General features: G+C 42.2%; 14 protein-coding genes. 5 read left to right on the top strand and 9 right to left on the bottom strand.

All coding sequences use genetic code 11. The annotated features are described in order from the left end of the window. Positions 1–30 precede the first annotated feature (30 nt). On the bottom strand, positions 31–2,079 hold the full coding sequence (locus M3191_RS11970) for a catalase (RefSeq protein WP_251700613.1): 2,049 nt from the start codon (positions 2,077–2,079) through the stop codon (positions 31–33). A 138-nt stretch (positions 2,080–2,217) separates the two neighbouring features. On the opposite strand from M3191_RS11970, the gene thpR reads away from it, so the two are divergent. Continuing rightward, positions 2,218–2,760, top strand: a complete 543-nt coding sequence (gene thpR, locus M3191_RS11965) for an RNA 2',3'-cyclic phosphodiesterase (protein ID WP_251700612.1) — start codon at positions 2,218–2,220, stop codon at positions 2,758–2,760. Between the two features lie 24 nt (positions 2,761–2,784). Here thpR and corA read toward each other — a convergent pair whose 3' ends face one another. Next, positions 2,785–3,747 carry a magnesium/cobalt transporter CorA gene (corA, locus tag M3191_RS11960; protein WP_251700611.1) on the bottom strand — a complete coding sequence of 321 codons (963 nt, stop codon included), beginning with the start codon at positions 3,745–3,747 and terminating at the stop codon, positions 2,785–2,787. Between the two features lie 195 nt (positions 3,748–3,942). Between corA and M3191_RS11955 the strand changes: the two genes are divergently transcribed. The 3 genes from M3191_RS11955 to M3191_RS11945 all read left to right on the top strand — a co-directional run bounded on the left by M3191_RS11955 (position 3,943) and on the right by M3191_RS11945 (position 5,308). Further along, the gene (locus tag M3191_RS11955) at positions 3,943–4,248 is read left to right on the top strand and encodes a DUF3243 domain-containing protein (protein WP_251700610.1); all 306 of its coding nucleotides are present in this window, start codon (positions 3,943–3,945) and stop codon (positions 4,246–4,248) included. Between the two features lie 113 nt (positions 4,249–4,361). Beyond that, positions 4,362–5,066, top strand: a complete 705-nt coding sequence (locus tag M3191_RS11950) for a DUF421 domain-containing protein (RefSeq protein WP_251700701.1) — start codon at positions 4,362–4,364, stop codon at positions 5,064–5,066. 62 nt (positions 5,067–5,128) lie between these two features. Continuing rightward, positions 5,129–5,308 carry an H-type small acid-soluble spore protein gene (locus tag M3191_RS11945; protein WP_251700609.1) on the top strand — a complete coding sequence of 60 codons (180 nt, stop codon included), beginning with the start codon at positions 5,129–5,131 and terminating at the stop codon, positions 5,306–5,308. A 98-nt stretch (positions 5,309–5,406) separates the two neighbouring features. On the opposite strand, the gene M3191_RS11940 is transcribed toward M3191_RS11945, so the two are convergent. From M3191_RS11940 to M3191_RS11930, 3 genes are all read right to left on the bottom strand, one after another. Beyond that, positions 5,407–6,141 carry a sulfite exporter TauE/SafE family protein gene (locus M3191_RS11940; protein ID WP_251700608.1) on the bottom strand — a complete coding sequence of 245 codons (735 nt, stop codon included), beginning with the start codon at positions 6,139–6,141 and terminating at the stop codon, positions 5,407–5,409. Between the two features lie 98 nt (positions 6,142–6,239). Next, entirely contained in the window at positions 6,240–6,635 is a 396-nt protein-coding gene (locus M3191_RS11935; protein WP_251700607.1) for a hypothetical protein, read from the bottom strand. Positions 6,636–6,642: 7 nt separating this feature from the next. Next, positions 6,643–7,101 carry a GNAT family N-acetyltransferase gene (locus M3191_RS11930; protein WP_251700606.1) on the bottom strand — a complete coding sequence of 153 codons (459 nt, stop codon included), beginning with the start codon at positions 7,099–7,101 and terminating at the stop codon, positions 6,643–6,645. Between the two features lie 130 nt (positions 7,102–7,231). On the opposite strand from M3191_RS11930, the gene M3191_RS11925 reads away from it, so the two are divergent. Next, entirely contained in the window at positions 7,232–8,686 is a 1,455-nt protein-coding gene (locus M3191_RS11925; RefSeq protein ID WP_251700605.1) for an alanine/glycine:cation symporter family protein, read from the top strand. Between the two features lie 154 nt (positions 8,687–8,840). On the opposite strand, the gene M3191_RS11920 is transcribed toward M3191_RS11925, so the two are convergent. The 4 genes from M3191_RS11920 to helD all read right to left on the bottom strand — a co-directional run bounded on the left by M3191_RS11920 (position 8,841) and on the right by helD (position 14,489). After that, positions 8,841–9,704: an RNA polymerase sigma-70 factor gene (locus M3191_RS11920; RefSeq protein WP_251700604.1), complete on the bottom strand. Its 864-nt coding sequence runs from the start codon at positions 9,702–9,704 to the stop codon at positions 8,841–8,843. A 5-nt stretch (positions 9,705–9,709) separates the two neighbouring features. Next, on the bottom strand, positions 9,710–11,008 hold the full coding sequence (locus M3191_RS11915) for a phytoene desaturase family protein (RefSeq protein ID WP_251700603.1): 1,299 nt from the start codon (positions 11,006–11,008) through the stop codon (positions 9,710–9,712). 103 nt (positions 11,009–11,111) lie between these two features. Further along, positions 11,112–11,645, bottom strand: a complete 534-nt coding sequence (locus M3191_RS11910; RefSeq protein ID WP_251700602.1) for a hypothetical protein — start codon at positions 11,643–11,645, stop codon at positions 11,112–11,114. Between the two features lie 609 nt (positions 11,646–12,254). Next, on the bottom strand, positions 12,255–14,489 hold the full coding sequence (helD, locus tag M3191_RS11905; RefSeq protein WP_251700601.1) for an RNA polymerase recycling motor HelD: 2,235 nt from the start codon (positions 14,487–14,489) through the stop codon (positions 12,255–12,257). Positions 14,490–14,562: the final 73 nt, after the last annotated feature.

Genomic DNA, 14,562 nt, shown 5'->3' with positions numbered 1-14,562 from the left:
CCGCTCCAAAAAGGAATTGGAGCGGCCAGTTCATTCGGAATAGATATTTCGGTCCCAAAAGCGCTGTTGGGTGACGGCTTGAATGAAGGCCTCTGGAAAATCGGCTCTGGATGCAGATGCAACCACAATGCCCGGTCCAGTTTTCGCATCGGATTTCCTGAAAATATCTTCCCCTGTTGAAGCAATACCGATCGGCTTAAAATGACGATACGCTTCATTGATGTATTCCATAATATCGCTTTCAAATTTCGCTTGGTTCTTCGCTTTTCCGCCTACAACATATAGCGAATCGTAAAGGACGGGCGATGTTGTTAGAAAGGTTTCATTCAAAACAACCTTCATACCGTCAGCCCCCGTGAGGCTGCCTAAATGCTCACCGACAATGTCGACTGCGACTCCATTGTTCAATAATGTTCTAACGACCGCTTTCACTTCTCTGCCATTAAATTCACTGCCGATCAACACCCCTACTTTGAGTGTATTCGGATACCGCGGCGTCTTCTCTTGGCTAAGTGCAGGGGAAGCTGCTGAAACATTCACTTGCTGGCCTTCCGGACGGTTGACGCCGACTGCATCTGCAATGACCGTTGCCAATTCCTTATCCACATTGACAAACATGTCGACGACTTGCTGCCTGACGTCGGCTGATTTCACTTTCCCGACTTCAAAGATGAATGCATCCCTTATATGCTCTTTTTCAGGAGGTGTCATGCTGTTCCAGAAAAGTCTTGCCTGCGAAAAATGGTCTTTGAATGAATCGCTTCTTGCCTGGATGACTCGCCCCTCCACCTTCTCGGCGTAATGGACATAGCCGCCCTCTTTCCACGTAGAAGTAGACGGCGTGTTATTGGCAAGCGAGTTTTTATGATAGGCTACCTTTCCGACATCGATCCGTTGGCGGCTGAACCCATCCCGTTGATTATTATGGAATGGACAGACCGGGCGATTAATCGGGATTTCAGTGAAATTCGGGCCGCCTAACCGCAGCAGTTGCGTATCCAAATAGGAGAAAAGTCTTCCCTGTAAAAGCGGGTCGTTTGTAAAGTCTATCCCCGGGACGACATTCCCTAAATGGAATGCGACTTGTTCCGTTTCCGCGAAGACATTCTCGACATTCTGATTTAATGTGATTTTGCCGAACATCTGGACGGGGACAATTTCCTCTGGCCAAATCTTCGTTGCATCCAAAATATCGAAGTCGAACATGAACTCGTCTTCTTCATTGATCATTTGCACGCCAATTTCATATTCGACGACATTTCCATGCTCAATATTCTCCCACAAATCGCGTCGATGGAAGTCAGGATCTTTCCCAGCGATTTTCTGTGCTTCATCCCAGACGAGTGAATGGACGCCAAGGACAGGTTTTATGTGAAATTTAATGAATTTGGCTATTCCTTCTTCACTCACAAAACGGAACGTATGGACGCCGAACCCTTGCATCATCCTAAAACTTCTTGGGATGGCTCGATCAGACATAAGCCACATGATCATATGTGCCGTCTCTTGGTTATTTGCGACAAAATCCCAGAACGTATCATGGGCGGATGATGCTTGTGGAATTTCATTATGTGGTTCAGGCTTGATGGCGTGCACGACATCGGGGAACTTGATAGCGTCTTGTATGAAAAAGACAGGAATATTGTTTCCGACAAGATCAAAGTTCCCTTCTTCCGTATAGAACTTAATGGCAAACCCTCGTACATCCCTCACCGTGTCAGCAGAACCTTTGCTTCCAACAACAGTTGAAAACCGGATGAACACTGGCGTTTTCGAACCCGGATTCTGAAGGAATTTCGCTTTCGTAAATGCTTTCATCGATTTATGCAATTCAAACTCCCCGTGAGCAGCAAAACCCCTTGCATGGACGACACGCTCCGGAATCCGTTCATGGTCAAAATGGGTCATCTTTTCCCGAAAGTGGAAATCCTCCAATAATGTCGGTCCACGCACCCCTGCTTTTAAAGAATTTTCATCATCCGACACTTTCAAGCCTTGGTTTGTTGTCAGTTTCTTTCCATAGTTATTTACCCGGTACTGTTCCAGTTGTGCATCTTTTGCATTTTTACTTCTCTCCACATAATCCCCTTCCGTCTATTTTTAAACCACCATTCCTATTTATATGCAGGTTAAAAGCTATTGGGCACCTACCCATGTTTCATCAAATTGGAATTCGGCTACAATAGGAGACGAGATAGTTATTAGGAGGAGTGTAGGATGCATCATCATTATTTCATTGGAATAAAAGCCCCAGCTTCAATTGAGGAAATCGTACAGCTATACAGGGATAAATACGGTTTGTCGAAGAACTATAAAGTCATTCCACACTTAGATGATTTGCATCTTACATTGCTATTCATCGGGGCACTTCCTGAACAGAAAGTGGAAACTCTGCAGGGAAGTCTCGCTGCATTGGCCGACAAACATAGCAATTTCCCTCTGACCGTCGATGGCCTATCCTTTTTCGGATCTCCGAAAGGTCCTCGTGTCGTTTATATGTCAGTCCAACCATCACAAGAGCTAGATGCGTTGCAGCAAGCGGTTGCGACAATAGGTACAGATCAATTGGGCATCGAACCTGATAATCGTTTCACTCCTCATATTACGATTGCCAAAAAGCGCAAGGTCAATGGAGATTCTCCGATTCAAAAAGAAACATGCACACCTCGGCCATTTCATGTCAAAGGGTTTTCACTCTTCAGGATTCATCCATCAAGGACTCCGAAATATGAGGCTGTCCAAACCTTTTCGTTTAAATGACCCTCAAAATAAGCAAGGGTCATATTATGACTTATTGATCCGGAACCAGCCTTTATGCGTAAACCAAGCGACCATAGCAACACCTATAATCAGCATCACCACTAAGACGATTGGATAGCCGTAGCGCAAGTGAAGCTCTGGCATATGATCAAAATTCATGCCATACACACCGGCAATGAATGTCAGCGGAATAAAGACTGAAGAAATGATCGTCAGCGTCATCATGACACTGTTCATTTGGTTGGAGTTGATGGACAGTTGGCTATCACGTATATCTGAAGTCAACTGTCGATTGGAATCGAGCATGTCACTTATTCGAATGAGATGATCGTAAATATCCGAGAAATATGTATGCTCATGTGGAGCGAAATCCAATCTTTTCGATTCGAGCATTCTGTACAGCAACTCCCTCATCGGATAGATTGTCCTTCGGAGACGTAATAAATCGCCGCGTACTTCAAATACGTATTCCATGGATAATTGGACAGTTGTCGGTGATAATTTCTCTTCGATTTCGTCCAAATGATCCTCGATATTATAAAGTATCGGAAAGTATTGATCGACTAGTTTATCCATAATTTCATACATGACATGAACATTGCCGCGTTTCCACTTCCTTGGATTTTGCATAATTGCTTCGCGCGCCTTATCGATTTCCTGCAATTGGTTGTAATGAAATGAGACGACAAAGTTTTCGCCCATGAACAAATCCACTTCTTCCGCAATCAAGTCTTCGTGACAAATGGAGTGCAGAGCAAAAAATGTATAACCCTCATAATGGTCCAGCTTCGGACGTTGAATTCGGCCATAACAATCTTCCAATGCCAATGGATGGAACGCAAAGAGTGATTGAAGCAATGATGCCTCTTCCGCGTCCGGCTGATCGAAGTCAACCCAGTACCATTGTAGAGAAAGCTCGTTGATTTTATGTACAGGGAAGTCGTAAATGAATTCATCTTCCGTTGTTAGTCCCATTGTCCAAATCATCTTTCCACCTTCTTTTCATTCGTAATGAACTTCCCGATCCACATTCGATGACTGTCCTTACCGTATCTTAACCATTTTACCTTTACCTCCTACATTAACTTCTAACATTACTTCTTCCTATGCAAGTTTTTCCACGTTTACTTACTGTAAATGAGCGCAGTATATGTGAACAACATAAAAGGAGTGTTACTTGCTATGGACATGAAAGACAAAGTTCAAAAAGAGCTCGCAAAGATTGACGGAGAAGATAAAGGTCAAATCCTAGAGAATTTTAATCATTTCAAGCAATACCTCGCCGAAAAAGTACAGCTTGGTGAAAATTTAGGGTTAAGTGATGAGAAGCTTGCAAAAACGACAGAGATCGTTGCAGGTTATCTCGCCAATCATGAAGAACCTCGTAACCGTGAAGAAAAAGTGTTAATGGAGCTTTGGAAATCAGGTTCTGAAGAAGAGCAGCGCGTGTTTTCACAAATGCTTTTGAAAATGGTGAAACAAGCTTAATTTAAAATAGAAATGCTGCCACTCAAATGAGTGGTAGCCTTTTACCTTGTGTAAGCACAGAAGTGAATCCTTCATCATTAGATGTTTTCTACCTTATGGGATGTGAAGTTATGATGGATTTTTTCCAGGCACAAGAAACACTGACCGCAGTCCAATGGGGGCTGCGTGCGGTGGTCGCTTTTTTCTTTTTATTATTCGCTTCAAAGTTAATGGGCGAACGTTCCATTTCCCAATTACGGTTGATTGACTTTACCATCGCCTTGATTATCGGAAATATTTTAGCCCACCCCCTTTCTGATGAAAATTTAGGGATGAAAGGGTCACTAATTACGACAACTGTATTGATAATCCTTTATATTTCTTCTTTGTATGCAACGTTAAAATGGGGGAAGTTACGCAAATTGGTTGAACCATCCCCATACCCTCTCATCAAACATGGGGAAATCGTGTATCCAAATCTAAAAAAAGCTAGAATTACAATCGATCATTTATTATCAGAACTCCGCAAGGATAAGATTGAAGATATACAGAAAGTGTCATTGGCATTATGGGAACCAGACGGGACGATTTCTATCTTCCTATCCCCTCAACATCAAGTGTTGACACCTCAAGATATGCAGCTTGTTTCAAATCCATTTTTCTTTCCAATCATTGTGGTAAAAGAAGGCAAAGTAGATCAGGCGTCTTTGAAGTCTGTTGGAAAGGATATGGAATGGCTGCTGAATAAATTTAAACTTTATAATGTGGCCGCACCTGATATTTTATTGGCGACAGTGGACGGAAGCGATAATTTGAAAATCTTCCTATATGAGGGATGAGTACGTTTCACTATTTCATCCATAGTAACAGGGTTAAAGTCTATATAAACGGAGGGATTTGCTTGGAAAGTCAACGTGCACATCAGATTGTGTCGTCACCGGATGAAATTATGGTTAGTTATAATGGCGTTTCAGTCTGGATTGATAAAATCCATGAGGACGATCGGACCGCAACGGTTCATTTGCGCCAAGCTATGGAGGAAAGGTCTGAAGTTGCAATTTCCGAATTGAAAGAGCATTGATAATTGCGGCTGTCCGGTGGGTTTCCGGGCAGCTTCAGTTGTTTTATCCAAAAAATAAAAACCTCTACGGTTGTAGAAGTTTTACGTTGTAGTTGTAGTCAACCGATATTCTCTGCAATGATTTGTAAGATCAATGCGACTGTCACGACTCGTAAAATCGGCTTCACAAATTTCGGTTTCAGTTTTTCCGCAATACGTACCCCTGTCTGCGCCCCTGTAATAGATCCCAACATTAACAGTAGAGTAAGTGGCCAAATGATTTTCCCAGCAGCAATGTAAGTGATCGCCGCACCGAGGCAGCTCGAGAATGTCGCGAGACGAACATAGCCGACTGCGCGTATATACGCCACTTTCAAATGCCCGAATAAATATAGCATCAATGTCCCTTGCCCCGGACCGAATAATCCATCATAAATCCCGATTCCATATAACCCCGGCACACTCACTTTGCTGAGTTTCAACTTCTCCTGTCCATCGAAATCCCCTTTTCCGATGAACGATGTAATGAATGCAAACGATAAGAGAATAATCGCCAAAATATATAAGTTGTCTTCTGACAGCTTTGTCGCAATGAACCCGCCACTGATGCCCCCAATAAGACTTACCGGAATGATCCAAAACGATTCGCGTAAAGAAATCTGTTTGTGCTTCACTAAGAAAAGGAAGCTTGAGAACGAGCTGACCGTGTTTGACACTTTATTCGCACCGATGGCGGAATGAATCGGTATGCCGAGCAGCAGCATCGCGGGAAGACTGATCAATCCGCCTCCACCCGCCAACGTACCGATCGTTGTTGCAATGGCCCCAATGAAAAAGAGTGAAATATATTCCATCATGAACACCCCCTGTGTATAATTCTATTATACTCTTCTAATTGTCATTAGAAAAATCGATAGTTATTATACAAAGAGATAATATTTACTTATCAGAATCAAAATCCGATTTCATATTCTTCTCCCTCTTCGTTGATGACTCTCACTCCGCCGTTTTTACGTTCAAGGCCGATTAAAATATAGGGATTGGTTTCGTCGCTATCCGCTTCGACTTCTCTGACTGTGACGATTGTTTCATCATCCAAAACTTCAACATCTACCGCTTCCAGTTCGAGTTCGTTTGTGCCGGTTGAAACGACAACCATCTTTTTCCCCTCGGCAATATCAATGACCTTGAAGCCTTTACGCTCCGTCTTGTCATCTTGCAAGTAATTGACGTATTGCCTCACTGCGGGTTCTTCATTCAATCTCTTCTTATCTAGCACCCAATATTCTTTACCGCAGCCACTTAGTAGCATCATAATTACAAATAAACCAACCAAAAGCTTTTTCAAGTCCCTCTCACCACTCTTCCTTATTATTAAGCAGGCTTTTCTCCAATACGATCCGATGTATTCCCTCATCGTCAGTAAATGTTTCCGTTATATCAAATCCATGTTTAATATTCAATATCAACATATCTCTCCACCTATTTCTCGTCTTCGTTTCGATTATTTTATAATCCTTATCCTTCACAAGTCGATGTTGGTGCTCCATAAGCATGGAGGCAATCCCTTTTCCTCTAAATTCCTCGTGAACTCCCCCATACCAGCTATAGTAGCGGTCCTTTGAAAGACTATATCCAATCTTATAACCAACTACTTGATCCGCTATCATTGCAACTACAAATAGAATATTCGGCTGTAGTGGAGCCTTTTTTACAAGTTCATCAGCATTGATAAAAATCTTATTATGTAATTGTACAATCCCATCTAACGTTTTTTCATCAGGTATACCCCAGAAATAGTGTACGTGCGGCATACAAACATCTCCCTTTCCAATATTATACTATATATTTAATTTATTCATACTATAAAATCTATGAATCAATTTTTCCTACTTGACATACAGTAGACAAAAGATTCAGACTAGGGATAAAGGAGGGAAAGGGATGGAACAATTTCTAGAGACGATTGTCGGTTGGTTATGGGGGTTGCCGCTCATCTTCACGGTATTATTTGTAGGACTCTACTTCACAATTGGAAGTAAGCTTTTCCAGATCAGTTATTTGCCGCATATTTTCAAGGCTACGTTCGGAAGATTATTTTCTAAGAGGGATAAGGACGAGGATGCAAAAGGAATCTTAACTCCTTTTCAAGCAGTAAGTACGGCGATAGGCGGGAGCGTCGGTGTCGGAAATATTGGTGGGGTCGCTACTGCAATTGCAGTAGGCGGGCCAGGTGCCGTCTTTTGGATGTGGGTCACCGCATTATTAGGAATGATGACGAAGACAGTTGAAGTATCATTGGCCGTTCATTATCGTGGGACGGATGAAAAAGGGAATCCTTACGGCGGACCGACGTATTACATGGAAAAAGGATTGGGTGTAGAGAAGAAATTCAAGTATTGGAAAATACCAGCTGTCCTTTTCGGATTCGGTATCTTTACTACGTTTTTTATTACCCTTCAAAACTATACCGTTTCCGAAGCTGTAAGCTCTACATTTAATATCGGCATGATTCCTTCTTCATTGATTTACGTCACGCTCATTTACGTAATTATTTACGGGGGCATTAAGCGGATTGGTGAGATTGCGTCCAAGCTTATCCCTTTCATGAGTATCTTTTATGTATTGGCTTCCCTATTTATCATCTTAAAGAACTTTGATCAGATCCTCCCCGTCTTTGGACTAATATTCGAAAGTGCCTTTACGGGAATGGCTGCTGTGGGTGGATTTACAGGGGCAGTCATTGCGCAAGTGATCCGGATGGGAGTTGCGCGTGCCGTTTACAGTAATGAAGCCGGCTGGGGTACGTCCCCGATGATCCACTCCACAGCGAAAACGAATCATCCGATCAAACAAGGAATGTGGGGAGCGATGGAAGTATTCATCGATACGATCATCATCTGTTCGATGACCGCATTTACGATCATCATTACGGGAGTGTGGTCATCCGGACTTGACGGGGCGGCGCTCACTTTATCGGCGTTTGAAGCAGGTATCGGACAAACTGGCAGGTATATCATCGCCTTATCCGTCTTCCTGTTCGGATTGACGACGACTACCGGATGGTATACGTATTACGAAATCATCTTGCGCCATCTGTTCGGTGGCGAAAAGAAAATCAAAGTGAAGAACAAGACAATTGCCTTCTATAAATGGCTCTATCCAATTCCAGGGTTGCTCATGGTTGTCTATGCGGTTTCCTATGATATGCCTGGCAAAGCTGTCTGGTATTTTGCGGACATCACAACGGCAATCCCGACCTTCATCAACTTGATTGTCATCATGTTCTTGAGTAAGAAGTTCTTCGAATTGCTGCGCGATTATAAGGCAAGGCATTTGAATATCGGGACAATCGATCCGAATTTTAATGTGTTTTATGAAGATAAAGAGAAGAAGTGAAATTAGCGTACTGGAATGAGAAGGCTTTGTGCGTGAACGAGAACTTTTCTTCGGAGAACGAGAACTCTTTGCGCGGGAGTGAGAACTATTAATAAAAGACGGTTGAAGATTAGCGTTTTGCTATTCTTCAACCGTCTTTTTATTCACTTCAGTTTTATTTCTGCAAGTGTTCCAATTTATCCGGATTGGACACCATAAAAATTCGCCAAATTTTATCGTCTTGGAATTCCATCGAGACGACGTAAGCAACAGAGTCATTAATTGATACGACAACGCCTGGATAACCATTTACAACTTCGAATTCCATTCTTGAGTTTTCAGGCAGCTTTTTCATAATGCTTATAAACAATAAGACAATACGCTCTGATGTATAGATTGGATTTAGCGCGGCTTTTACTTTGCCGCCTCCGTCAGAAATTAATACAGAATCTGTCTTCAATAACTCTAGCATTTTAGGGATATTCCCTTTTTGAAGTGCTACCGTAAATTGTTCTACATTGCTTCTCATTGAATAAAAATCCAGTGCAGAAGCTTCCGGTCGATTATTCATGCTTTTTTTGGCTCTGTGAAAAATCTGCCTGCAATTGGCAGATGACTTATCAATAATAGTCGCAATTTCTTCATAACTATACTGAAAAACTTCTCGTAATAGGTAGACTGCTCGTTCATCTTCAGTTAACTGTTGCAAAAGCAGGAGATAAGCGGTCGAGATAGATTCCTTCATCAAATAAGTTAGTGCAGGGTCATTTCCTGTATCTACCAATGGTTCGGGCAACCACTCTCCAACATAAATCTCACGCTTACTTGCAGCAGATCGCAATTTGTCTATGGAGCTATTCATCACAATCTTACTTAAATACGCTTTCTCGTTTTCAATGACTTTTTCACTTTTAACACGGTTATACGTTATAAACGCCTCTTGAACCAGATCTTCTGCATCTGCAATACTTCCCGTCATTCGATAGGCGATTGAAAATAACAAAGGTTTATACATCTGATACAAATGTTCAGTCTCCAAAACGATTATCCTTCCTTTGCTAAAACCGTTTCTTTTACATGTAAAATTTCTAGCGCAGCACGCTTCCCACTCGCAACAGCAGCGTCAGCTAATACTTCTTCATGGCCCGCCCAATCTCCTGCTATATAGATTCCTTTCATTTCCGGTATGCTTGGACCTGGATTCTCTATTCGTTTGGTATGTGGAAAATCATGCGATACCGTTAGTTTCGGTAAAAATTGTTGCACCACGACTTCTTTTTGCCATCCAGGATGAAGCAAATCCATTACTGATTCTAATTGTTTCTTATCTGTGTTTACGTTTATTTCTTCCATTGGATCATGATATTTTGCTATGCTTACTACCAATGTCCCGTCTTCACTTAACTTTGCAGCTCTTGATTGGTTCGTAAAAAACAAAGCTTGGTCGAGTCCTATCGCAAATTGATGTTTTGGGTTAGGTAACTTTCTAATCCCCAGATCTAAACAGCATGCCGTAACAGGAATTGCTTGTTCCTTCCACAAACGTAAAGAAGTATATTCTGCACCATTCAACATATTCATTGCCTCTTTCGGCGGGGCTGCAATGATACAATTAGGCACATGAATGACCGTACCATCTGAGCATTGTATGATTTGATATTGCTCATGATGTTCAATATTTATAACATTTTTATTCGAAACAATTTTAGCTCCCAGTGCTTCTGCCTGCTTCTTAAAGCTTTGAACAATTGTATCCCAACCTCCATCAACATATAAGACGCCCGCATGTAATGAACGCTTCACCTGCTTTAAAACTGGCTTTGCAAGCTGTAAAGTCGGGGCATTCGTATAGGAAGTCAATCGACAAATTGAGTAAAATAGACGCCTCACCATTGGATCAGATATTTCTGAATCCACCCACTCCTTTAGGCTAACTTCCGGAATGGAATAAATAGTTAATCTCATAATCTTACCCATTAATTTACCGAGTATGAATTTGGCTTTCCACGAAAGAAGTGGTGATGACATGATTGATGGAAAATCTCTTGGAATGACATGAACTTCATCATTTAAAATGCCGTGAATATGAACACCTTTCGTAGCATTCCCACCTGGAAGAGATAGTCCAAGTTCAGTTAAAATATTTGCAGCATCCCCTGACATATACAATCCATGCGGTCCAAAGTTCATAAGAACCCCATTTTTTTCATTTGTCATCGCCCTTCCACCTAGGCGTTTCGATTTTTCCAAAACAACGACCTTTTTTCCTTCCCTCGCCAGAAAATTAGCTGCTGTCAACCCAGCCAATCCACCACCAACGACCGCAACATCATAGGTAAACATAAAAAAAACCCTCCCACATTTGTTTTGCAATCAAAACGAATGAGGAAAGGATTTTGTGACAGCTAATATGATCGCGCCCTTAAGTTAAACTTAATGGAAATCCCTAATTGGTTTTTTCCATAAGAATTCCGTCATCAAACGAAATGTTTTGATTATGGGTTACACCAAACTTTTTATATGTTATCTTCACCATACTAATATCATCGTCCGTATTAATCCCCTGAAATTTCACTTTTAGTACAACACGAAAGTCTCCATCCACTTCGAAATCCTCAAATGGAATTAAATTGTTAATTAGCCCTTCATTCTTAACCGTACTTTCATCCATTGTCCCAATAAAGTTACCATCTGGTGAGATTTCTATATATGGCTGTATCTGAAAACCATCACTGTCTTGCGTTATGGATGTTCCATCCTTCTTTATAAATTCTATCTGTTTAAGTGTTGGTCGGCCTATCCCTTCCCATGAAAAGTTATAGCCTAAATACATCGCTTCTCCATTATTAAAATGATCTTCTAAAGCAGTTGTATGACTCCATTTTGTGAATTTGCCACTGTTAACAATATGAATGGATATCCAAATTACAGATATGAAAATGATTAGACCAAATGATAAAAATATAATTTTCTTTTTCAAATAACTCCCCCTAAACTTTATTCCAGAATGAAATGTTTTTCCTATACTAACTAATGGTCAAATAACAATCGCCTTAGTTATTCCTCCAATTTTCCATTCCTTTTTCAAATTCTCATCCGAAATCATTCAGGTTATCGCCATTCCATAAAACAAATGATGTATTCCAATCAGCACTTGACGAACAACCTGCAATAACCACAAGGAAAATACCAATAAAAATACTAATAATAGAATGTTTGCCCATCATAAGTTCACCCTTACTCTCCTATCTATTCCACAAAACGATGGAAACCCCTTCCTTTTCATGCAATAAAAAAACGAAGCGATCCTTAAATGGAGCGCTCCGTTTACGAACTATTTATTTACTGTTCAGAGTAATGGAAAGTGTCGATGAGATCTCCTGCTGCTGAATGCTCAGTGCTGATCATTTGGGAAGTTTCTGCAGAATAAATTAGTAAGGATTCTCTCAGGGAGAATCCTTTTACACGTTTATGCGCAAGTTTTATCGATTATGAGCTTTTATTATGAATTATGCGTACCTGTACGGTTTTATGCGTTTATGCGATCATTTATGGGCTTTTCATCCGATTTATGCGTGTTTCCAGCGGTTTATGCGTTTTTCGGTGATATCAAAGGCATCAATGTGCCGGAAAGCAAGTGCAGTTCATGCATCGGCCTTGTCATTGCGACATATAACAGCTTTCGATCGATCGGATGATCTCTGAAAGGTTCTTCGAAAGCCGCGATGATGACCGCGTCGAATTCAAGTCCTTTAGATAAGTGGCTTGGCACGATTAGCAGGCAATCTCCGTTGATGTCGGAATTCTCGCCTAGCAATTGGACAGGCATGCCTGACTTTTCGAGTTGCTTGAAGATTTTCTCGGACTCTCTCCGCGTTTTACAAATCAAAGCAATTGAGCGGTGTCCCCTGCTGAGGATTGCTTCATAGATTTCATTCACCTTGTAGGCATTGAGTGCGGAAAGATCATAAAACTCCGGGTCCCTGCCATGGCGGACGACCGGTTCAACAAGTGGTAGATTTTCATCCATCTGCGCAAGAACTTTATTCGCAAGTTGCATGATTTCGATTGTCGTCCGGTAGCTTTTTTGCAAGGTGGTATACGTGGCACGCGGGAACATTTCCTGGACGGGTTCCCATGACGTCAACGCCCGATAGCTGTGAATTCCTTGAGCTAGGTCCCCGACCATCGTAAACATATCCGTTTCCAGTCCGTCTTGCAGTGCGGCAAGTTGGAATTCGCTGTAATCCTGCACTTCATCGATGAAGACGACACGCATTTTCCATTCATCCGCCACGCCTTTCAGCTTGGCATGAAGGAAGTACAGGGCTGCCAAGTCTTCTGTCTCCCATGCATCACTAGTGTGCGCGTCAAAAAAAGCATCCCTTTCCGAATCGGACCAGTGGCATGCCAGTTCAGTATGTAATTGCGGATTCGTCAGCCAATCCCTGTATAAGCTTTTTATGTTGAACTTCTTAAATCTCTTCATATAAGAAGAAACCGTCTTTTTCCCTTCCTTTTCAATAGAAGGAAGACGTTCGTCACGTTCATCCATAACCCTTGTAATACGTGCTTTCCGCTTCTCATCATCACGGATGCCGTACAGCGCTTTATCGAGCGCTTCTTCATACTTGTCGGATAAGAGTTTATAGAGTTGTTTTCGTTTCCCGTTCACTTCAGTCTGCATAATGAGCTTGATACGTTCGATCCTTTTCTCGAGAGGCATATAGTTGAAGTCTTGCAGGAACAGCTTCTTCAGGCGGGAAGCCCGGATGATCCGGTATTTTTCAATATAGACATCTTCAAAGAGGGCAGCAGTTTCCTGTTCCAGCTTGTCCATATATCTTTGCATGATTTCACGGTAACGGAGCGTCCCTTTCATCCGTGCAATGAAAAGCTGTTCTTCATTCACGAAATCAGCTGCTGTCAACAGCTCTAGCTTTTTATTCGGATCAGCCAGTTTCAGCTTAAGGCCTGTAGCGTCCAGAACGTATTCGGCGAAAGTTGTTTGGCAAATACGTCCGACACCCAGTTCAGGGAGTACGTCACCGATATATTCCATGAACAGCCGGCTTGGCGCCAAAATCATTAGTTTCTCCGATGGAAAATCGGTGCCCATCGTGTAAAGGAAGTAGGAGATCCGGTGAAGGGCGATTGTCGTCTTTCCACTGCCTGCAGCGCCTTGGACGATGATTGGCTGTTTCAGGTTCGCGCGGATAATTTCGTTTTGCTCCGCTTGGATTGTCGAAACTATTTCGGTCAATCGGACATCCGCTTTTCCCGACAATGCTTCCTGGAGCAATTCATCATTCGTCGTTAAATCGATATCAAGGACATCCAGCAATTCTCCTTCTTCGATTTTGTACTGCCGCTTCGAATAAAGATGTCCGCTTATTTCTTCGTCCCGCACTTTATACGTCAAATCTCCCAGTCTGCCATCATAGTAAACATTAGCGACGGGCGAACGCCAATCGACGATGATCGGTTCTTGTGTTTCCTGATGAAAGACGGATGTTTTGCCGATATAGAGGAATTCATCCTTCTCCCCTTCCGCCCTAAAATGGATACGAGCGAAATAAGGTTTCTGCTGAATCGCTTCAAGCCCTTCCTTTTGGGAGCGGGCCATTTCAAAAAACCGGGTATTCGTTAGGATATTAATGTAGCTCAAACTCGAATCCAAATAGTCCAAGTCGGCCATCGCATGGCGAATTTCAGCTTGAGAGGATTGCACGCCGCGCATCGATTCCTCCAGGAGCTTTTGCATGTAGTGCTTCGTGTAGTCAAGGCGCTGTAATTCAAACTCAAAATCGGGATGTTTCTGCATAGACAGTCCTCCGTTTTGCGTATTTTGCGTCCTGCTTTTCGGGCGAGATGTTGGGGTTTCATTGAAACAGAAA

The sequence above is a fragment of the Sporosarcina luteola genome, assembly GCF_023715535.1.
Taxonomy (GTDB): Bacteria; Bacillota; Bacilli; order Bacillales_A; family Planococcaceae; genus Sporosarcina; species Sporosarcina luteola_B.
Note: the sequence above shows the minus strand (reverse complement) of the source record. Positions and strands in the feature narration are given on the sequence as shown.